Source organism: Isoptericola sp. NPDC019571 (assembly GCF_044389385.1).
Lineage (GTDB): Bacteria > Actinomycetota > Actinomycetes > Actinomycetales > Cellulomonadaceae > Isoptericola > Isoptericola nanjingensis.
On sequence record NZ_JBIRXZ010000011.1, the window covers coordinates 132,911 to 152,976 of the forward strand.

General features: G+C 74.7%; 15 protein-coding genes. 2 read left to right on the forward strand and 13 right to left on the reverse strand.

What is annotated here, in order from left to right; genetic code table 11:
* Positions 1-50: 50 nt before the first annotated feature.
* The 3 genes from ACH443_RS18130 to glgX form a co-directional block, all read right to left on the reverse strand.
* Positions 51-998 carry a hypothetical protein gene (locus ACH443_RS18130; RefSeq protein WP_430591088.1) on the reverse strand — a complete coding sequence of 316 codons (948 nt, stop codon included), beginning with the start codon at positions 996-998 and terminating at the stop codon, positions 51-53.
* 139 nt (positions 999-1,137) lie between these two features.
* Positions 1,138-2,853 carry an FAD-binding dehydrogenase gene (locus ACH443_RS18135; protein WP_430591089.1) on the reverse strand — a complete coding sequence of 572 codons (1,716 nt, stop codon included), beginning with the start codon at positions 2,851-2,853 and terminating at the stop codon, positions 1,138-1,140.
* A gap of 518 nt (positions 2,854-3,371) precedes the next feature.
* Positions 3,372-5,672 carry a glycogen debranching protein GlgX gene (gene glgX, locus ACH443_RS18140; RefSeq protein WP_430591090.1) on the reverse strand — a complete coding sequence of 767 codons (2,301 nt, stop codon included), beginning with the start codon at positions 5,670-5,672 and terminating at the stop codon, positions 3,372-3,374.
* Positions 5,673-5,817: 145 nt separating this feature from the next.
* Between glgX and ACH443_RS18145 the strand changes: the two genes are divergently transcribed.
* Positions 5,818-6,624 carry an electron transfer flavoprotein subunit beta/FixA family protein gene (locus tag ACH443_RS18145; protein ID WP_429766929.1) on the forward strand — a complete coding sequence of 269 codons (807 nt, stop codon included), beginning with the start codon at positions 5,818-5,820 and terminating at the stop codon, positions 6,622-6,624.
* An 11-nt stretch (positions 6,625-6,635) separates the two neighbouring features.
* On the forward strand, positions 6,636-7,640 hold the full coding sequence (locus ACH443_RS18150; protein WP_430591091.1) for an electron transfer flavoprotein subunit alpha/FixB family protein: 1,005 nt from the start codon (positions 6,636-6,638) through the stop codon (positions 7,638-7,640).
* Between the two features lie 21 nt (positions 7,641-7,661).
* Here the strand turns inward: ACH443_RS18150 and ACH443_RS18155 are convergent, their stop codons facing one another.
* The 10 genes from ACH443_RS18155 to ACH443_RS18200 form a co-directional block, all read right to left on the reverse strand.
* On the reverse strand, positions 7,662-7,964 hold the full coding sequence (locus tag ACH443_RS18155; RefSeq protein WP_430591092.1) for a MoaD/ThiS family protein: 303 nt from the start codon (positions 7,962-7,964) through the stop codon (positions 7,662-7,664).
* A 5-nt stretch (positions 7,965-7,969) separates the two neighbouring features.
* Positions 7,970-9,079: a GTP 3',8-cyclase MoaA gene (moaA, locus tag ACH443_RS18160; protein ID WP_429766924.1), complete on the reverse strand. Its 1,110-nt coding sequence runs from the start codon at positions 9,077-9,079 to the stop codon at positions 7,970-7,972.
* A 4-nt stretch (positions 9,080-9,083) separates the two neighbouring features.
* Complete coding sequence (locus ACH443_RS18165; RefSeq protein ID WP_430591093.1) at positions 9,084-9,419, reverse strand: DUF6457 domain-containing protein; 336 nt, start codon at positions 9,417-9,419, stop codon at positions 9,084-9,086.
* Entirely contained in the window at positions 9,416-10,174 is a 759-nt protein-coding gene (locus tag ACH443_RS18170) for a molybdenum cofactor guanylyltransferase (protein ID WP_430591094.1), read from the reverse strand. Before ACH443_RS18170 ends, ACH443_RS18165 begins: the two co-directional genes overlap by 4 nt.
* A 1-nt stretch (position 10,175) precedes the next feature.
* Entirely contained in the window at positions 10,176-11,462 is a 1,287-nt protein-coding gene (gene glp / locus ACH443_RS18175; protein ID WP_430591095.1) for a gephyrin-like molybdotransferase Glp, read from the reverse strand.
* An 88-nt stretch (positions 11,463-11,550) separates the two neighbouring features.
* Positions 11,551-12,780 carry a nitrate/nitrite transporter gene (locus ACH443_RS18180; RefSeq protein ID WP_430591096.1) on the reverse strand — a complete coding sequence of 410 codons (1,230 nt, stop codon included), beginning with the start codon at positions 12,778-12,780 and terminating at the stop codon, positions 11,551-11,553.
* A gap of 43 nt (positions 12,781-12,823) precedes the next feature.
* A complete protein-coding gene (narI, locus tag ACH443_RS18185) occupies positions 12,824-13,585 on the reverse strand; it encodes a respiratory nitrate reductase subunit gamma (protein ID WP_429766914.1) in 762 nt (253 codons plus the stop codon).
* Positions 13,576-14,292, reverse strand: a complete 717-nt coding sequence (narJ, locus tag ACH443_RS18190) for a nitrate reductase molybdenum cofactor assembly chaperone (RefSeq protein ID WP_429766912.1) — start codon at positions 14,290-14,292, stop codon at positions 13,576-13,578. Before narJ ends, narI begins: the two co-directional genes overlap by 10 nt.
* On the reverse strand, positions 14,289-15,956 hold the full coding sequence (gene narH, locus ACH443_RS18195) for a nitrate reductase subunit beta (RefSeq protein WP_429766910.1): 1,668 nt from the start codon (positions 15,954-15,956) through the stop codon (positions 14,289-14,291). The genes narJ and narH overlap by 4 nt, the downstream gene beginning before the upstream one ends.
* Entirely contained in the window at positions 15,953-19,804 is a 3,852-nt protein-coding gene (locus tag ACH443_RS18200; RefSeq protein ID WP_430591097.1) for a nitrate reductase subunit alpha, read from the reverse strand. The genes narH and ACH443_RS18200 overlap by 4 nt, the downstream gene beginning before the upstream one ends.
* Positions 19,805-20,066: the final 262 nt, after the last annotated feature.

The window sequence follows — 20,066 nt, forward strand, 5'->3', positions numbered from 1 at the left end:
GTCGAGGCAAGGGCTCGAGGTCGATGTCCCGGACCTCGATCTCGGACGCTTCACCTCGACCTGGCGACACGCAGGGCGTGCTCGACCCTCGCGACGAGGCGGCGGACGTCCCGCAGGTCGGCGAACGTGACCCGCAGGATCGTCCACCCGGCCTCGACGAGGGCGTCGTGCCGGCGCTTCTCCGCCAGGAGCACCTGCTGCGGGTCGCCCGCCCTTCCGTCGTACTTGACCGCGCCGTCGACCTCGAGCGCGACCTTGAGGTCGGGCCAGGCGAGATCGACCCAGAACGTGCCGGCCCAGGTGCCGACCGGGATCGCGTGCACGGGACGCGGCAGCCCCGCGGCGAGCAGGTGCCAGCGGACGAGCGACTCCAGGGGCGACTCCGACGCCCCGTCCGCCGCGGCGAGCACGCGCCGCGCACGTCGTACGCCGCGCGCGCCGCGGGACCGGTCGAGCCGTCCCGTGAGCTCGTCCGGGTCGACGCCCAGCGCGAGAGCGGAGTCTGCCACGACGATGGACGACGGCTCCGCGAGCGTGCGCGCGCAGTCGACGACCGTGCGGCCCAGCGACGTCACGGGAACGCCGTCGAGGAAGCCGCGATCCTCGTCGGGCACGGGCGAGACATGGCGCCGGAGGACGTCGTCGGCCGGCCCGGGCGCGGGCCGGGTCAGCTGGGTCACGTGCACCTGGGGCCCGAGGTGCCAGGTCCAGCACCCCCACGCGACCGCGGCACTCGCATGACTGAACCAGAACGTCGTGGTCAGACGCTCGGCCACGGCAGTCATGTGGGCCAGCAGCTGCGCTCGGCGGCGTACTGCGGCGGTGAGCGACGGGTCGACGGTCGGCAGGTAGATGCCGCGCCGGAGCCGTACCAGCTCGTCGTCCCGGGTTCGTTCCCGCAGCTCCGCCCTCCGCTCGGGGTCGTACCGCACGGCGGCCGGCAGCTGCGGGCGGTCGGGGGTCGGTGCGCCTGGCCGGCGCGTCGCGGTCCTGGACATGGGTCGATCGTGGTTCCCGACGGCACCCGAGTGGGACCACGACCGCCGATCTGTGGACGACGGTGCCGCGAGGTCGAGGCGAGCGCCCGAGGTCGATGTCTGGGACCTCGACCTCGGGCGCTTCGCCTCGACCTCGGCGTCAGGCGTCGGCGGCGAGCGCTCGGCCGGTGGTGCGGCCGGTGTGCAGGCACCCGCCGAGGAAGGTGCCCTCCAGGGCGCGGTGGCCGTGCACGCCGCCGCCGCCGAACCCGGCCGCCTCGCCCACGGCCCACAGCCCGTCCAGCACGGACCCGTCGGGCTGCAGCACGCGGCCGGACGGGTCGCACCACAGGCCGCCGAGGGTCTTGCGGGTCAGCACGGACAGCCGGACGGCGAGCAGCGGGCCGTCCTTCGGCGTCGTCAGGGGGCGCGGCTTGGCGACCCGGATGAGCTTGTCCACGCGGTAGTCGCGGGCGGCGCGCGTCGCCACCACCTGCGGGTCCTTGCCCAGGCCGGAGGCGACCTGGGCGTCGCGGGCCGCGACGACGGCCGCGAGCGCCCCCGCGTCCACGTGGCCCTTCGAGCCCGGGGTGGCCTCGACCAGCGCGTTCATCTTCGCGGCGAGCTCGTCGGTGGTGTCGGCCCAGAGGAACTCGGGCGACTCGGCGGCGAACTTCGCGACCGGCCCGACGGCGCGCGGCAGCACCCGCTGCGCGAGGAGCTTGACGTCCTTGCCGGTGAGGTCCGGGTTCTGCTCCGAGCCGGACAGGGCGAACTCCGACTCCATGATGGCCTTGTTGAGCACGAACCAGGAGTGGTCGTCGCCGCGCCGCGTCACGTGCTGCAGCGCGCCGAGCGCGTCGAAGCCGGGGAACAGCGGGGCAGGCAGCCGGCCGCCGTCGGCGTCGAGCCACAGCGACGACGGACCGGGCAGGATGCGGATGCCGTGGTCCGTCCAGACCGGCGAGTGGTTGGCGATGCCCTCCGGGTAGTGCCACATGCGGTCCTCGTGCACCAGCGCGGCGCCGGCGTCGGCCGCGATGCCGAGCATGAGCCCGTCGGTCGAGTCCGGGACGCCGGACAGCATCCGCTCGGGCAGGGTGCCGGCCTCGGGGTCCCAGTGCGCGCGGGCCAGGTCGTGGTTCGCGCCGATGCCGCCGGTCGCGACGACGACGGCACCCGCCGTGATCTCCTCGGCGCCCACCACGTCGCGGTTCGACGGCGTGCCCCGGCCGCCGAACGGCAGCCCGGTGAGGGGCTGGTCGGCGAGCACGTCCGCGCGCACCCCGGTGACCCGACCGTCCGTGGTGACGAGCCCGGTGACCCGGCGGCGGAACCGCAGGTCGAGCAGGCCGGCGTCGCGGGCGGCGAGCGCCGCCTCCACGAAGGGCCGGACGATCCCGGGGCCGGTGCCCCAGGTGACGTGGAAGCGGGGCACGGAGTTGCCGTGCTCGGTGCGGCCGTCGTCGTGCCCCACGGTGTACCCGCCGCGCTCGGCCCACTGCACCAGCGGGAACCAGCGGACGCCCTTGGCGTGCAGCCAGGACCGCAGGTCGCCGGCCGCGAACTCCACGAAGCGGCGGGCCCACGCGTACCCGTGCCGGTCGGGGCCCTCGCCCCGCTCGGCCCCAGGAGCGAACTGCGCGGAGCCCAGCCAGTCCGACCACGCCAGGTCCGCGGTGTCGTGCACGCCCATCGCGCGCTGCTCGGGCGACCCCACGAGGAACAGGCCGCCGAACGACCACCACGCCTGGCCGCCGAACGACGCCTCCGGCTCCTGGTCGAGCAGCACCACCCGACGGCCGGCGGCCGTGAGCTCCGTGGCCGTGACAAGCCCCGACAGGCCCCCACCGATGACGACGACGTCAGCATCCATGCGCGCAGTCTGGCAGAGGTGGGGCACCGCGTGAACAGGGTGAGCGGGTGGTGCGCTCGCGGGCGGCGCGGGGACCGCCGGCGCCCCTCGACGCCGAGCGGGACGCGCAGATCTACGCGGCGACGGCCGGCGAGGACGATCCGGACGACCTCGCCGGCATGGTGCGCCGGGTGGAGAAGAACTCGAGCTGGGACCACTCGGCTGATGCGCCCGATCCACATCGATCCACCTGGAGAAGTCGCACCCGGCGGTCGTCCTCACCGTCCGGGGGTGCGCGATCGCGTGTCGCACCTGACCGTCGCGCCGATCACCAGCACGGTGTGGGGGCTCTCGGTCGATGTCCCGGTAGACCGCGGCACGGGATCGACCACCCGTGCGTCATCAACTGCGACAGCATCGAGACGGTTCACGTCGACCGGATCGGCCGGCAGGTCGGCTTCCTCCTGGACGACCAGGAGGAGGACCTGGCCCGCGCGATCTCGACGGCGTTCGACCTGGAGGTCTTCGGGCTCTTGCGACTACCGACCGAGGAACACCTCGACGCTGAGCGACTCGAGCACGACGTCCTCGGCCTCGTCGTCGGGCGCCTCGGGCCGGTCCCACGCGGAGCTCCACACCCGCTCCCAGGTGCCGCCGCCGGGGGCGCCGGGGAGGGTGACCTCCGCGTCGTCGAGCCCGCCGTTGAACACGAGCAGAACGTGCGCGTCGCCGTCGTCGGGCCCGGGCCGCAGCATCTGGACCACGCGGCGCCCGGCGACCGCCCAGGCGTCGCGGTCCATGGGCGCGCCGTCGGCGGCGAACCACAGCAGGTCGGTCTCGTCCTCGCCGGGGCGGGGCGTGCCGAGGAAGAACGAGTCCGCGCGCAGGGCCGCGTGCTCGCGCCGCAGCCCCACCAGGAAGCGCGTGGTGTCCAGCAGGTCGCGGGCGGCGTCCTCGAGGTCCCACCCGACCCACGAGATCGCGCTGTCCTGGGCGTACGCGTTGTTGTTGCCGCGCTGGGTGCGGCCCAGCTCGTCGCCGGCGGTGAGCATGGGCGTGCCCGCGGACAGCAGGAGCGTCGCGAGCAGGTTGCGCTGGGAGCGCCGCCGCAGCGGCACGACGGCGGACCACGGCTCGGTGCCGGTGTCGCCCGCGCCCTCCCCGTCCTCGGCGCCGGGCGCGTGCCCCTCCACGCCGTGGTTCCACGACAGGTTGTGGTCCGAGCCGTCCCGGTTGTCCTCGCCGTTCGCCTCGTTGTGCTTGTGGTCGAAGGCCACGAGGTCGGCGAGCGTGAACCCGTCGTGGGCGGTGACGTAGTTGACCGACGCCACCGGCCCGCGCGCCAGCGGCGGGTCCGAGTGCCCGAACAGGTCGGCCGAGCCCGCGAGGCGGGTGGTCAGCTCCCGCAGGCCGTGCATGGGCCGGCCGCGGCTGCCCTCGCGGGCGGCGTCGAGCCAGAACCCGCGCGCGGCGTCGCGGAAGCGGTCGTTCCACTCGGCCATCGGCGGCGGGAAGTTGCCGGTCTGCCACCCGCCCGGGCCGACGTCCCACGGCTCCGCGACCAGCTTGAGGTTGTTGAGCACCGGGTCGGTCTGCAGCGCCACGAGGAACGGGTGGTCGGCGGAGAAGCCGTGGCCGCCCCGGCCCAGGGTGACCGCGAGGTCGAAGCGGAACCCGTCCACGCCCACGACCTCGGCCCAGTAGCGCAGCGAGTCCAGGGCGAGCTGCACCACGCGCGGGCGGCGGAAGTCGAGCGAGTTGCCGGTGCCGGTGACGTCGGCGAGCGCGGCCGGCGACGCGCCGTCGTGCAGGTAGTAGCCCGCGTTGTCCAGGCCGCGCCAGCTCACGTGCAGCGCGTCGTCGCCGCCCTCGCACGTGTGGTTGTAGACGACGTCGAGCAGCACCTCGATGCCGGCGTCGTGCAGCAGGTGCACCATGCCGCGCACCTCGTCGAGGACGGCCGCCGGGCCCGCCTCGCGCGCCGCCCGCGTCGCGTACGCCGCGTGCGGGGCGAAGAACCCGAGCGTCTGGTAGCCCCAGTAGTTGGTCAGCCCGCGGGCGACGAGGTGCGGCTCGCTGGCGAACGCCTGGATCGGGAGCAGCTCGAGCGTCGTGACGCCGAGGCTGGTCAGGTGCGCGATCGTGGCCGGGTGCGCGACGCCCGCGTACGTGCCCCGCAGCTCCGGCGGGACGTCCGGGTGCGTCGCCGTCAGGCCCTTGACGTGCGCCTCGTAGACCACCGTGTCCGCCCAGGGCACGCGCGGTCGGCTCAGCGGCGGCGGGCCGGGGTGGGACGCGACGACGACGGAGTGCGGCACGAAGGCGAGCGAGTCGCGGTCGTCGGCGGCGCCGTACCGTTCGGCCACCCACGACCGACCTTCCGGTGACTCGGGGGAATCCGGGTCGACCACCGCGCCCACGGCGCCGAGCGTCTCCGGGCCGTACGTGAGGTCACCCACCAGCCCGCGGGCGTACGGGTCGACGAGCAGCTTGGCCGGGTTGTGCCGGTGCCCGGCCTCCGGGTCCCAGGCGCCGTACGTCCGGAAGCCGTACCGCTGGCCGGGCCGCACGTGGGGCACGTGGGCGTGCCACACGCCGTACACCGGCCCGTCGAGCGGGACCCTCCGCTCCACGTACCGCGCCGGGTCGTGCGCGTCGCGGTGCGGCTCGGCGACGTCGATCAGGCAGAGCTCCACCGCGTCCGCGTGCGCCGCCGCCACGGCGACGTCCACCCCGCCGTCCGGCGTCGGGTGCACCCCGAGCGGAGGCACGTGGCTGCGGCGTGCCGTCGGGCGCGTCAGCGGCGTGACCTTGGGGCGGGACTCCATGGGGACCTCCATGGGGGACATCCTGCCCGGGACGGCCGACAGCCGCGCGCGGCGGTGTGGACGCGGCGGCTGCCCCGGCGGTGCCGCGGGTAGGCTCGGCACCGTCGGCCGCAGCGCGTGCGGCCGCCGTCACCACCGTGAGCTGGAGGTCGCGCCCGTGCGCATCGTCGTCGCCGTGAAGTACGTGCCGGACATCAACGCGGACCGACGTTTCGTGGACTGTCGCGTGGACCGCGACCCGGGCGTCGGCACCCTCAACGAGCTGGACGAGAACGCCCTCGAGGCGGCGCTGCGGATCCTCGACGCCCTGCCCGAGGACGAGCGCGCGGCGAGCGAGGTCGTCGCCCTCACGGTCGCCCCCGCCGACGGCGACGTGGCGCTGCGCAAGTCGTTCCAGATGGGCGTGGACCGCGCGGTCCGCGTCACGGACGACGCCCTGGCCGGCTCGGACTACTTCGGCACCGCCGCGGCGCTCGCGGCCGGGGTGCGGAGGCTGGAGGCCGACGGCGCTCCCGTCGACCTCGTGATCACCGGCATGGCCGCGCTCGACGGCCTGGGCTCCGTGGTCCCGGCGCTCGTCGCGGCCGAGCTCGGCCGCCCGGCGCTCACGCTGGCGAAGAAGGTGGACGTCGCGGACGGCACCCTGACCGTCACGCGCGAGACCGACGAGGCCACCGAGACGCTCGCCGCGCCCCTGCCGGCCGTCCTGTCCGTCGCGGACACCGCGAACACGCCGCGCATGCCGAACTTCAAGCTGATCATGGCGGCCCGCACCAAGCAGATCGAGGCGTGGTCGGCCGCCGACCTCGGCCTCGACCCCGCCGCCGTCGGCACCGCCGGGGCGCGCACCGAGGCGGTCTCCGCCGCCCCGCGCCCCGCCCGTCCCGAGGTCGAGCTGGTCGTCGACAAGGGCGAGGGCGGCACCGCGCTGGCCGAGTACCTCATCCGCAACGAGCTGGTCTGAGAGGACGCGAGATGTCTGAGCCCACCCGCAACCGCACCGTCCTCGTCCTCCTGGACCCCGCCACCGAGGTGCGCTCCGGCGCGCTCGAGCTGCTCACCATCGCGCGCCGGCTCGGCCGCGTCGAGGCCGTGACACTGGAGGCGCCGACCGTCGAGGCGCTCGCCCAGCTCGGCGCGTACGGCGTCGAGACGGTGCACCAGGCCGAGGTGCCCACCGACGCGCTCGCCGCCGCCGGGGGCGACGGCGCCCGCCACCTGCCCTCCGTCGTGGCCGCGACGCTCGCCGCGGCCGTGCGTCGCACCGACGCCGACGTCGTCCTGGCACCCGCCACGTTCGCCGCGAAGGAGGCCGCCGCCCTGGCCGCCCACGCGCTCGGCGCCGGGCTGGTCATCGACGCCGCCGCCGTGGGGGAGGACGCCGACGGCCGGATCGTGGCCGGCAAGCGCGTCTTCGCCGGCGCCTGGGACACCCGCTGCGTGGTCACCGCCGGCGTCGCAGTGCTCACGGTGCGCGCGAACGCCGTCGTGCCCGAGCCCGCCGAGGCGGCGGTCGCGACCGAGGTCGACGCGCTGCCGGTCGCGCCTGCCGGCACCGCCGGCGTCGTCGTCACGTCCCGCGAGGTCAAGGAGCGCGCCCCGGGTCGGCCGACCCTCGAGGAGGCGGCGGTCGTCGTCGCCGGCGGGCGCGGAACCGGTGGCGACTTCGGCCCGGTCGAGGAGTTCGCCGACGCCGTCGGCGCCGCGATCGGTGCGTCGCGCGACGCCGTCTTCGAGGGCTGGTTCGACCGCTACATCGGCCAGACCGGCGTCACCATCGCACCGCGCCTCTACGTGGGGGCGGGGATCTCCGGCGCCCCGCACCACCGCGGAGGGATGCAGGCGGCGCAGGTGATCGTGGCGGTGAACTCCGACCCGGAGGCGCCGATCTTCGAGATCTGCGACTTCGCCGTCGTCGGCGACCTCACCGACGTGCTGCCGCAGGCCGCGGCCGCCATCCGCGCCCACCGCGAGGGCTGACGGCTCGATCCGAACCCGGGGTCAGCCGCCCGCGAACGGCGGCAGCAGGTCGAGGCTCGCGCCGGTCGGCACGACGTCGGACGGCGCGGCCCGGCGGCCGTCGACCAGCACGCTGCAGCGGGCGAGCACGGGCCCGGCCGCGGGTGATGCGGCGGCCAGGCGGGCGACGACGTCGGCGACGGTCGCGCCCGGCGGGACGGCGAGCGTCTCCTCCGAGCGGCCGAGCGCGGCACGTGCGGCGGCGAAGTAGCGCAGCGCCACCGTCTGCTCGAGGGCCGGCGTCGCGTCCGTCGACCGGCCCGGCACCGTCGTCTCCTGAGTCATTCGTGTCATCCTCCGATGGCGCTCATGGTGCGCTCCGGCTGCGTGAACCCCGAGCTGTCCAGGTCGGTGCCGGAGCCGGTGTCGCTCATGCCGTGCCCGGCCTGCTTGGCCCACATGGCGGCGCGCCACAGGTCGGCCAGCACGGCGTCGTCGGCGCCCGCGCGCAGCGGCCCGAGCAGGTCCGTCTCGGTGTGCGCGAACAGGCAGTCGCGCACGCCGCCCTCCGCGGTGAGGCGGGTGCGTCGGCAGTCGTCGCAGAACGGCTCCGTGACCGACGCGATGATGCCCACCCGGCCCAGGCGGTCGCCGCGCGCGCCCCGCACGACGAACCGCTCCGCCGGGGCGCCGTCGCGCGGCTCCTCGTCGGGCTCGAGCGCGAACCGGGTGCCGAGCTGCTCGCGCACCTCGGCCGCGGTGACCATCGCGGCGCGGTCCCACGCGTGGTCGGCGTCCAGCGGCATCTGCTCGATGAACCGCAGCTCGAAGCCACGCTCCAGGCACCAGGCGAGCAGCTCGGCCGCGTGGTCGAGGTTGACGCCGCGCACCAGGACCGCGTTGATCTTCACGAGGTCGAACTGCCGCGCCGCGGCGTCGATCCCCGCGAGCGTGCGCTCGAGGAACGGGCGCCGGGCGAGCGTGGCGAACGTGTCGGGGTCGAGGGTGTCGAGGGAGACGTTGACGCGGTCCAGCCCGGCCTCGCGCAGCGCGGCGGCGCGGGAGTCGAGGCCGACGGCGTTGGTCGTGAGGCTCAGCTCGGGCCGGTGCGGCAGCGCGGCGCACTCGCGCACGATGTCGACCAGGTCGCGGCGCAGCAGCGGCTCGCCGCCGGTGAACCGCACCTGACGCACGCCCAGGTCGCGCGTCGCGATCCCGACGAGCCGCACGATCTCCTCGCGCGTCATCACCGAGTCCTTCGGCAGGGTCGGCAGCCCCTCGGCCGGCATGCAGTACGTGCAGCGCAGGTTGCAGCGGTCGGTGAGCGAGACGCGCAGGTCGGTCGCGACCCGGCCGAACGTGTCGACGAGCCCGCCGGTGGCCGGCCGGTCCGCGGGCAGCCGCACGTCGGGCACGCCCGCGCCGGGCAGGCGCGGCATCCCGAGGGAGACGGTCGTCATCCGATCAGCTCCCCGCCCCGGACGCGGCGCCGGCGGCCGGGGAGCCGGGGCCCGGGTCCTGCCAGGAGAGCGCCGACGACGTCGCGCGGTCGAGGGCGTCGGACGACTCGCCGCGCGCCGCGGCCAGCCCCTCCGCGTACCCGACCGCGTACGCGGTGACGGGCGCGGCGGGCCGCGCCACCTGGTGCGCGGCGTCGCGCGCGAGGTCGAGCACCGCGCCGACGTCCACGCTGTGCGGCGGCAGCCCGAGCTCCGCCTCGAGGGCGTCCACCCACCGGTCCAGCACGCTGGAGCCGGGCTCCGCGCCGCGGGGGGTGGCGGGGGGCGTCTGGTCGGTCATCGGTGTCCTCCCGGGCGGTCGGTCGGCGGTCGGTGCGTCGCGGGCTCCGTGCCGGCGCGGGCCGCCACGACCGTGTGGCTTCCCGCGTGGCTTCCTGCGTGGCTTCCTTCGTGGAGTCCTACCGTAAGCCGTCGCAGGTCGTCCCAGGTGTCGACGTCCGCGCTCACGGCGTCGCGGTCGGGCACCTCCGCGCACGACAGCTCCGCGACGAGGCGGCGCACCGGCACCCCGACGAGCCCGCCGGGTATCCCCGGCCCGGCGACGACGTCGAGTGCGCGGCGCAGCGCGTCGCGCCGGTACAGGCCCACCAGCCACTGCGCGTGGCCCTCGCGGACCAGGTACGCGCCGTCGAGGTCGCCGGCGGGCGGGTCGACGGCGGCGCGCAGCAGCGGCACGGCGTCGCCCGCGCGGGGCACGTCGACGGCGAGCACGAGCACCCACGGCGGCGCGGCACGGCCCGGCGCCGCCACCGACACCGCGTCCAGGGTCCGCAGCCCGGCGTCGAGGCCGGCGACGGGGCCCCCGAACGGCGGGTCCTCGCGGGTGACGAGCACGTCGCGGCCGGGCGGCAGGACGGGGTCGGGGCCGACGACCACGGTGCGAGCGGCGTCGCGGGCCGCGACGAGGGCGCGGTCGAGCAGCGTGGCGCCGTCGAGCACCACGGTCGGCTTGGGCACGCCGCCGAGGCGCGTGGCGCGACCGCCGGCGAGGATCACGGCGTCGTGCCGGACGGGCGTCGTCCTGTCGGGGGCCACGTCAGCCCCCGGCGCCGAACGGCAGGTCGAGCGGCAGCACGTCGAGCCCGTCACCGGCCTCGACCTTCTCGACGTCCGGCGGGACGAGGGCGAGCGCGTCGGCGCCGAGCAGCGTCGACGTCGCGTGGCCGCCCGGGCGGTGGCCGGCGCCCGGCGCGGTGGCCCGCGCGACGGCGCCCGACGGCAACGTCCGCACCGGCACGACGTGGGTGCGTCCCGGCGGGCTCGGCCACGCCTCGGCGGCGGGGCGCCGCACCGGTCGCGGGGGCTCGCGGCCCGCAAGGACGGCGACCGCCGGGCGTACGAACAGCGCGAACGACACGAACGCGCTCACCGGGTTGCCGGGCAGCGCCACCCACGGCACGCCCCGCCAGCGCGCGAGCGCCTGCGGCCGCCCGGGCCGCAGCGCCACGGCGGCGACGTCCACGTCCGCGAGCCGCGCGTCGTCGTCGGCCAGCACCGCCCGCACGACGTCCGACGCCCCCGCCGACACCCCGCCGGTCGTGACGACCAGGTCGACGGCCGCGCCCACGACATGATCGAGCGCGGCGCGGAGGGCGTCGGCGTCGTCGGGGACGGCGCCGACGCGCACGACGTCGGCGCCCGCGGCGCGCGCGAGCGCCGTCAGCAGCAGCGAGTTGGAGTCGGGGATCAGCCCGTCGCCGGCGATGCCGCCACCCTCGGCCGGCACCAGCTCCGACCCCGTCGACAGCACGGCCACGCACGGCCGACGGCGCACCGGCAGCGCGGTCAGCCCGCCCGAGGCCGCGACGGCGACCAGCGCCGGGGTGACGGCGTCGCCCGCCCGGCCGAGCACGTCGCCGGGCCGCACGTCCTCGCCCCGGTGCCGCAGGTGGGCCCGGGGCTGCCGGGCGAGCGTGACCTCGCGCTCCGTCGTCGGGCCGCCCGCGACGAACCGGCCCGTCGACGTGCGCTCCACCGGCACGACAGCGTCGGCCCAGACGGGCACCGGCGCTCCGGTCATGATCCGCACCGCGCCCCCGTCGCGCTCACCACGGTCGGGGGGCGAGCCGGGGCGGAGGTCGCCGACGACGGGCAGGGTCACGGGGGAGCCGTCGGTGGGGAGGTCGGCGAGGCGCACCGCGTAGCCGTCCATCGCCGCGGCGTCGAACGGCGGCACGAGCGCGACGGCGCGCACGTCGCCTCCGAGCACGCGGCCCGGGCCCTCGACGGCGAGGGCGTCCAGACCGACGTCCTGGACGGGCAGCGGCCCGACCCGCGCCAGCACGGCGGCGGCATGCTCCGCGAGGCTGCGCGAGGTGCTCATGGGGCCACGCTAGGCCGACGACGTGTCGCCCTTGCGGCGCGCGCCTCACGACCGACCGCGCCCGGGGGTGAGACGGCGGGGCGCGCCGTCATCCGGCGTTCGCCCGCACGCGCTTGCGCACCGGGCCGAGCGTGAACAGCAGGGTGAGCAGCGCCGTCAGCGCGAGCAGGCCGAACCCGATGCCGTAGTCGCCCCGCGCGCCGTAGACGGCGCCCATGATCAGCGGCGGGATGAAGCCGCCGAGGCCGCCCGCTGCGCCGACGACGCCGGTCACGGCGCCCACCGTCCCGGGCGGGGCCATCTTCGCCACGAGGGCGAAGGTCGCGCCCGAGGATCCGCCGAGCGCCGCCGCCATCGCGAGGAACGCGATCGTCGCCACGGGGATCAGGCCGGGCTGGAAGATGATCACGGCGGCCCCGACGGTCACGACCGCATAGCACACCAGGTTCACCGCGACGCCGCCCACCTTGTCCGACAGGGTGCCGCCGATCGGCCGGCAGATCACCGCGAGCACGACGAAGCCGGCGGTGCGGAACGACGCGTCGCCGGCGCTCAGGTCGTACGCGTTCTGCAGGAAGGTCGGCAGGTAGACGGAGAACGCGACGAAGCCGCCGAACCCGATCGCGTACAGCCAGGACAGCTGCAGCGTGGCGGGGATCTTCAGGGTCGCCCAGGTGCGCGCCCACATGCCGCCGCCGGCGCCGGGCGACCAGGCCGGGGAGTCCTGCAGCAGGGCACGCGAGGCGAGGGCGAAGACCGCCAGGAACACCGCCACGATGATGAACGGGGCGCCGTCGCCCCACGCGTCCCGGATCGGCACGGTCGAGAACGACGCGATGGCCGTGCCGCCCATGCCGGCGCCGAAGATGCCGATCGCGGTGCCGCGGCGGGCCGGCGGGTACCAGTTGTTCACGAACGGGACGCCGATGGCGAACGTCGTCCCGCCCAGGCCGAGGAAGAACCCGCCGATCAGCAGCCACACCAGGCTGTTCGCGACGAACCCGATGAACAGCACGGGGATGATCGTCAGCGCGGCGCACAGCGGGAACATCACCTTGGCGCCGAAGCGGTCGGTGAGCGCGCCGATCGGGATGCGCCCGAGGGACCCCACGATCACGGGGACGGCCACCAGCACGGAGACCTCGAAGTCGGACAGGTCGTACATCTGCCCGTAGCTGTTGCCGAGCGGTCCGAGCAGCGCCCACGCCCAGAAGCAGATCGCGAAGCCGATCGTCGCGAGGGTGAGCTGGGTGACGTTGCCCTGCACGGCCGGGGCGGCCGGCGCGTCGGCCGGTCCCGGGGTGGCTGCCGAGGTCATGGTTCCTCCAGTCGTGACGGACGGTCGTGACGGACGGTCGGGATCAGCGGGGCGGCGTCGTCGTGGGGTCCCACCCGGGCCGCGGCGCCCGCGACGTCACGGACGCCTCCCGGGAGCGGTAGACCACGTAGGGCCGGAACGGGTACTGCACGGGGGCGGAGAACGCGTGCACCAGCCGTGTGAAGGGCCACAGCGCGAACAGGAGCATCGCCGCGACGATGTGCACCTGGAACGCCGCGGGCACGCCCTCCATGAGCGCGGGCTGCGGCTGGAGGTACCAGAGCGACCGGAACCAGGGCGAGATCGTCTCCCGGTAGTCGTACCCGTGCCCGCCCGCGAGGATCTGCGTCTGGACGGTGGCCCAGGCCCCCGACAGCAGGGACGCGGCGAGGAACACGTACATGGTCTTGTCCATGCGCGTGGTCGCGAGGAAGACCGGGCCGGTGGAGCGGCGCCGGTAGACGAGGATCAGCAGGCCGGCGACCGCCACGAGTGCGGCGATGGACCCCATCGACGTCGCGATGAAGTGGTAGAACCCCTCGCTGACCCCGACGGCCTCGGTCCAGGTGTTCGGGATCACGAGCCCGAGGAAGTGCCCGAGCACGACGAACAGCAGCCCGAAGTGGAACAGGGGCGAGCCCCAGCGCAGCAGGCGCTTCTCGTAGAGCTCGCTGGAGCGCGTGGTCCAGCCGAACTTGTCGTACCGGTACCGCCAGATCGACCCCACGACCAGGACGGCGAAGGTCACATAGGGCAGCACGACCCAGAGGATGATCTTGTCGGCGGAGGCGTCCGTCAGGCCCATGGCAGGTCCTTCCCGTCGTTCCCGTACCCGGCGTCCCCGTACCCGCTCAGCCCCACCAGCTCCGCGGGCGGGCCGGCCGCCACGAGGTCGGCGACGCGCTCGGCGGTGGCCGCGTCGACGGGTGGGAGGGTGAGGCTCACGGCCTCGACCGCCGCCGTCCAGGGCGAGCGCTGCGCGGCGAGCGCCGAGCGCAGCACCTCGATGCCGTCCCGGTGGGCCGTGAGCAGCGCGCCGGCGATCCGGGCGCCGTCGGGCCCGCCGCGGGCGGACAGCTCCAGGACGGTGGGCAGGTAGTCGGGCAGCTCGTCGCCGGTGGTCTCGAACCCGGCGGCGCGGTACGCCTCGACGAACCGCACGAGGGCGGCGCCGCGCTTCCGGGTGTCGCCTGCCGCGTAGTACGACAGGTACATGGCGCAGCGGCGCTTGAGGTCGAACGTCGCGACGTACCGGGCCTGCAGCGCGTCGGGGTCGCCGTCGAGCAGCGTCGTGGCGAGCCCGGAGAGGCGGTCCCGGACCGGGTCGGGCAGGCCGGCGACGGCGTCGCGCACCGTGGGCGCCGCCTCGAGCGTCGCGTCGTCCGGGTAGGCGAGCAGCACCGACGCGGCCATGTGCGCGACGGCGCGGTCCCCGTCGCCCAGCGGCACCGGCGCGAGCGGGTCGAGGCGCTTGGCGCGCACGCCCGGGCGGGGCAGGAACGCGAGGCTCACGACCGCCCCTCCTCGCCCGCGCCGTCCTCGCCCGGCGGGAACAGGCCCGTCGGCCGGCCGTTGCCGTCCCAGTTGAGCAGGTTGACGCGCCCGGGGGTGGACGGCCCGTAGGGGGAGTCCGCCGTCTGCCGGGCGGAGAGCGCGTGGAAGTTCTCCACCGCGACGGGGGTGGGCTGGCCGGACGACGAGCCGAACGGGCCCGCGCCGCCCATGCCCGGGCCGCCCTCGAAGTCGAGCGAGCAGGCCATCTCCTCCAGCTCGCGCGCCACCTCGGTGTGCGCGGTGGGGATGACGTACCGCTCCTCGTACTTGGCGATGGCCAGCAGGCGGTACATCTCCTGGACCTGGTCGCCGGTCATGCCGACGGCCTCGGCGTTCTCCTCCGGGAACTCGCGCCCGAGGTTCACCTCCCGCATCCCTGACCGCATGGCCGCGAGCCGGCGCAGCACCCGCTCGACGGGGCCGGTGTCGCCGGCGGTGAACAGGCCGGCGAGGTACTCCAGCGGGATGCGCAGCTGCGAGATGGCGGCGAACAGTGTGCGCCCGTCCTCGCCGTCGTTGCCGGAGCTGGCGACGACGTCGACCACGGGGGACAGCGGCGGGATGTACCAGACCATCGGCAGCGTCCGGTACTCCGGGTGCAGGGGGAGCGCGACCTCGTACTCCGAGATGAGCTTCCAGATCGGGGAGCGCTGCGCGGCCTCGATCCAGTCGTCGGGGATGCCCTCGCGGCGGGCGGCGGCCATGACCTCGGGGTCGTGCGGGTCCAGGAACACCTCGCGCTGTGCGGCGAGCAGGTCGTGCTCGTCCTCGATGGCGGCGGCCGCGCCGACCTTGTCCGCGTCGTAGAGGACGAGGCCGAGGTAGCGCAGGCGGCCGACGCAGGTCTCGGAGCACACGGTGGGCAGCCCGACCTCGAGGCGCGGGTAGCACAGCGTGCACTTCTCGGCCTTGCCGGTCTTGTGGTTGAAGTAGACCTTCTTGTACGGGCAGCCGGTGACGCACATGCGCCAGCCGCGGCACTGGTCCTGGTCGACGAGCACGATGCCGTCCTCGACCCGCTTGTACATCGCGCCCGACGGGCAGGAGGCGACGCAGGACGGGTTGAGGCAGTGCTCGCAGATGCGCGGCAGGTAGAACATGAACGTCTGCTCGAGCTCCTCGGCGACGTGCTCGCTCATGTGCTTGAGGATCGGGTCGTCCTGCATCGTCGCGGTGGACCCGCCGAGGTCGTCGTCCCAGTTCGCCGACCACTGGATCGACATGTCCTCGCCGGTGAGCAGCGACTTCGGCTTCGCGACCGGGGTGTGCTCGCCCTGCGGGGCGCTGAGCAGCATGTCGTACTCGTACGTCCACGGCTCGTAGTAGTCGTGGATGGAGGGCAGCTTCGGGTTGGCGAAGATCGAGGCGAGCTTCTTGGCCCGCCCGCCGGCGCGGAGCTTGAGCTTGCCGCGCTTGGTGCGCACCCAGCCGCCCTGCCAGGTCTCCTGGTCCTCGTAGGTGCGGGGGTAGCCGAGACCCGGGCGGGTCTCGACGTTGTTGAACCACACGTACTCGGTGCCGGTGCGGTTCGTCCACGCCTGCTTGCACGTCACCGAGCAGGTGTGGCACCCGATGCACTTGTCGAGGTTCATCACCATCGACATCTGCGCCATGACCTTCACTGGTACCGCACCTCCTGGCTGCGACGCCGGATGACCGTGACCTCGTCCCGTTGGTTGCCCGTGGGGCCGAGGTAGTTGAACGCGTAGGTGAGCTGCCCGTAGCCGCCCGCGAGGTGCGTGGGTTTGAGCAGGATCCGGGTCAGGGAGTTGTGGATGCCGCCGCGACGGCCGGACGTCTCGGCGAGGGGCACGTCCACCGTGCGGTCCGTGGCGTGGTGCATGTAGACCGTGCCCTCGGGCATGCGGTGGGAGACGACGGCGCGCGCGACGACGACGCCGTTGCGGTTCACCGCCTCGATCCACTCGTTGTCCGCCACGCCGATCTTCGCGGCGTCCGCGGGGCTCATCCAGACGTTGGGGCCGCCGCGCGACAGCGACAGCATGAACAGGTTGTCCTGGTACTCCGAGTGGATGGACCACTTCGAGTGCGGCGTCAGGTAGCGCACCGCGACGGCGGCATGGCCGGTGCCGCTGCCGTCGGCGCCCCCGTCGTCGAACGCGCCGGGCGTGGGGGAGTCGCCGAACAGGCGGTGCAGGTCGAGCGGCGGCCGGTACACCGGCAGCTGCTCGCCCAGCTCGATCATCCAGTCGTGGTCGAGGTAGAAGTGCTGGCGCCCGGTGAGCGTGTGCCACGGCTTGAGCCGCTCGACGTTCACCGCGAACGCCGTGTACCGGCGCCCGCCGTGCTCCGACCCGGACCACTCGGGGGAGGTGATCACCGTCGTCGGGCGCGACTGCACGTCCGGGAAGGTCACGCGCTTGGCCTGGTCGTCGGCCGCCAGGTCCGCCAGCCGCTGGCCGGTGCGCTTCTCCAGGTGCTCGAACCCCTGCACCGCGAGGCGCCCGTTCGTGGTGCCGGACAGGGCCAGGATCGTCTCGCAGGCGTGGGTGTCGCGGTCCAGGCGCGGCCGACCGGCCGCGGGGCCGGACGTGACCAGGCCGTTGACCTGCCCGAGCCTGCGCACCTCCTCGTCCGGCATGAACGCGACGCCCTTGGTGGCCATGCCCTTGGAGTCGGTGAGCGGCCCGAGCGCGGCCATGCGCGCGGCGAACGCCGGGTAGTCGCGCTGCACCACCTGCAGCCGCGGCATCGTCACGCCCGGGACCAGCTCGCGCTCCGTGACCGGTGCGCCCGCGTCCGTGAGCGTGCCGTGCGGCACCGCGAGCTCGTCGGGGGAGTCGTGCAGCAGGGGCGTCGCGACCAGGTCCTCGCGCACGCCCAGGTGCTCCACCGACATCTGCGAGACCAGCCCCGCCAGCGTGTGGAACGTGTCGAAGTCGGTCTTGGTCTGCCACGGCGGGTTGATCGCCGGGTTGAACGAGTGCACGAACGGGTGCATGTCCGTGCTCGACAGGTCGTGCTTCTCGTACCAGGTGGCCGCGGGGAGCACGACGTCGGAGAACAGCGTGGTGCTCGTCATGCGGAAGTCCATCGTGACCAGCAGGTCGAGCTTGCCGCGCGGCGCCTCGTCGCGCCACGTCATCGACGCCGGACGGCGGCCCTCCGGGGCCTCGTCGGCCAGCACGGAGGCGTCCGTGCCGAGCAGGTGCTTGAGGAAGTACTCGTTGCCCTTGCCGGAGGAGCCGAGGATGTTGGCCCGCCAGATCGTCAGGACCCGGGGGAAGTTCGCCGGGTCGTCGGGGTCCTCGCAGGCGAACTTGAGCGTCCCCTTCTTCAGCTCGTCCACGACGTGCTGCTCCGGCTCCTTGCCCGCCGCGCGCGCCTCGTCCACGAGGTCCAGGGGGTTGCGGTCGAACGTCGGGTAGCTCGGCATCCAGCCGCGCTGCGCGGACTCCACCAGGGAGTCCGCCGTCGTGCGGCCCGCCAGGACCCCGGGCGCGAGGGGCGAGGCGAGCGCGTCGGCCGGCATCCCGTCGTAGCGCCACTGGTCCGTGGCCAGGTAGAACCAGCCCGTGCCGATCATCTGGCGCGGCGGGCGCACCCAGTCCAGGCCGCCCGCGTACTGCGCCCAGCCGGTGATCGGGCGGCACTTCTCCTGGCCCACGTAGTGCGCCCAGCCGCCGCCGTTGACGCCCTGGCAGCCGGTGATCGTGGTGAGCGTGAGGAAGGCGCGGTAGATCGTGTCCGAGTGGAACCAGTGGTTCGCGCCCGCGCCCATGATGATCATCGAGCGGCCGCCCGAGTCCTCGGCGTTCTGCGCGAACTCGCGGCCGATCTGCGCGGCGTCCGCCGCCCGGACGCCGGTGATCTCCTCCTGCCAGGCCGGGGTGCCCGGGGCGGTCGCGTCGTCGTAGCCGGTGGGCCACTCGCCCGGCAGGTCGAGGTCCGCCCGCTCGACGCCGTACTGCGCCAGCAGCAGGTCGAACACGGTCGTCACCAGGTGCCCGCCCACGCGCCGGGTCGGCACGCCGCGCGTCAGCACGCCCTTGCCGCCGAGGTGCGCCTGCTGCGCGCCGTCTCCCGCACCGCCGTCGTCACCGTCGGGGACGACGTCGAACCGGGGCAGCAGCACCGCCGCGGTGCCCCGCTCGCCGGACGCCGCGCCGTCGGCCACCGACAGCAGCGGGTCGACGTCGCCCAGGTCGAGGTTCCACCGCCCCTCGCCCGCCTCGCCGTACCGGTCGGCGAGGGTGCCGTTCGGCGCGACGACGGCGCCGTCGGCGCCCAGCAGCAGCGTCCGGAAGCTCGGGTTCGCCGCGGTCGACGCGCCCGGCAGGACGGCGTCGTCGACGTCCGCGGCGGTGAGGAACTTGCCCGGCACGTACGCGGTGCCGCCCGACTCCGTGGCCCGCTCGTCCAGCCGCACGAGGAACGGGGCGTCCGCGTACCTCTTGAGGTAGTCGACGAACGGCGCGGTGCGCTTCTCGACGAGGAACTCCCGCAGGATCACGTGCCCCATCGCCATCGCCAGGGCCCCGTCGGTGCCCGGCTGCGGCGCCAGCCACTGGTCGGCGAACTTCGTGTTGTCCGCGTAGTCGGGGGAGACCGACACGACCTTGGTGCCGCGGTAGCGCGCCTCGGCCATGAAGTGCGCGTCCGGGGTGCGGGTCACCGGGATGTTGGAGCCCCACATCATGAGGTAGGACGAGTTCCACCAGTCCGCGGACTCCGGCACGTCCGTCTGGTCGCCGAACACCTGCGGGGAGGCGACCGGCAGGTCCGCGTACCAGTCGTAGAACGACAGCATCGTGCCGCCCAGCATCTGCACGAACCGCGCGCCGACGCCGTGCGACACCATCGACATCGCCGGGATGGGGGAGAAGCCCGCGACGCGGTCCGGCCCGTGCGCCTTGATCGTGTGCACGTGCGCCGCCGCGACGATCTCCGCCGCCTCGTCCCACGTAGCCCGCACGAGGCCGCCCTTGCCGCGCGCGCTCTTGTACGCCCGCGCCGTCTCCGGGTCGGACGTCAGCCGCTCCCACGCGAGCACCGGGTCCCCTCCGACCGCGGCCTTCGCCTCGCGGTACGCCCGCAGCAGGACGCCGCGCACGTAGGGGTAGCGCACCCGCGTGGGCGAGTAGGTGTACCAGGAGAACGCGGCGCCGCGGGGGCACCCGCGCGGCTCGTACTCGGGGGAGTCCGGGCCCACCGACGGGTAGTCGGTCTGCTGCGTCTCCCACGTGATGATGCCGTCCTTGACGTACACCTTCCACGAGCACGAGCCCGTGCAGTTCACGCCGTGCGTCGAGCGCACCACCTTGTCGTGCGACCACCGGTCCCGGTAGAAGACGTCACCCTCGCGCCCGCCCTTGAGGAACAGCTGGCGCAGGTCCTCCGACACGTCCCCCTTGCGCAGGTGCTTGCCGAGCCGCAGCAGGGCGTCGGCGGCCCCGGTCGGCGGCGCCGCCCCGAGGTCAGCGGTGACGGGCGGGCGGGTGGTCGACATGCGCACTCCTGGGGCTGGGGAACCGTAGAGTCACTGCTTCGCATCATGGGCCCGGACCTGCGACAGCGCATGTCGGGCGGGGGAGCCGGCGGGAGCGCCCGTCGGCGGCGTCGGAGCCGGGTTCCGTCCGCTGCTCCGCGGACGACCGGGCACGCCGGGACCTCACAGGGCTGCCCCAGAGTCTGTGCGTTCGTGCTCACGCGCATTTCACGGCCCGACGCCGGGCGTCGAAACACCGCCTTCCTAGCGTCGGACCTACCGG

What these genes read in the sequence shown, in the direction of transcription:
- ACH443_RS18155 (WP_430591092.1), bottom strand. Translation starts at nt 7,964, where the DNA reads ATGACTCAGGAGACGACGGTGCCGGGCCGGTCGACGGACGCGACGCCG.
- ACH443_RS18165 (WP_430591093.1), bottom strand. Translation starts at nt 9,419, where the DNA reads ATGACCGACCAGACGCCCCCCGCCACCCCCCGCGGCGCGGAGCCCGGC.
- ACH443_RS18200 (WP_430591097.1), bottom strand. Translation starts at nt 19,804, where the DNA reads ATGTCGACCACCCGCCCGCCCGTCACCGCTGACCTCGGGGCGGCGCCG.
- ACH443_RS18150 (WP_430591091.1), top strand. Translation starts at nt 6,636, where the DNA reads ATGTCTGAGCCCACCCGCAACCGCACCGTCCTCGTCCTCCTGGACCCC.
- ACH443_RS18180 (WP_430591096.1), bottom strand. Translation starts at nt 12,780, where the DNA reads ATGACCTCGGCAGCCACCCCGGGACCGGCCGACGCGCCGGCCGCCCCG.
- glgX (WP_430591090.1), bottom strand. Translation starts at nt 5,672, where the DNA reads ATGGAGGTCCCCATGGAGTCCCGCCCCAAGGTCACGCCGCTGACGCGC.
- ACH443_RS18130 (WP_430591088.1), bottom strand. Translation starts at nt 998, where the DNA reads ATGTCCAGGACCGCGACGCGCCGGCCAGGCGCACCGACCCCCGACCGC.
- narI (WP_429766914.1), bottom strand. Translation starts at nt 13,585, where the DNA reads ATGGGCCTGACGGACGCCTCCGCCGACAAGATCATCCTCTGGGTCGTG.
- glp (WP_430591095.1), bottom strand. Translation starts at nt 11,462, where the DNA reads ATGAGCACCTCGCGCAGCCTCGCGGAGCATGCCGCCGCCGTGCTGGCG.
- moaA (WP_429766924.1), bottom strand. Translation starts at nt 9,079, where the DNA reads ATGACGACCGTCTCCCTCGGGATGCCGCGCCTGCCCGGCGCGGGCGTG.
- ACH443_RS18135 (WP_430591089.1), bottom strand. Translation starts at nt 2,853, where the DNA reads ATGGATGCTGACGTCGTCGTCATCGGTGGGGGCCTGTCGGGGCTTGTC.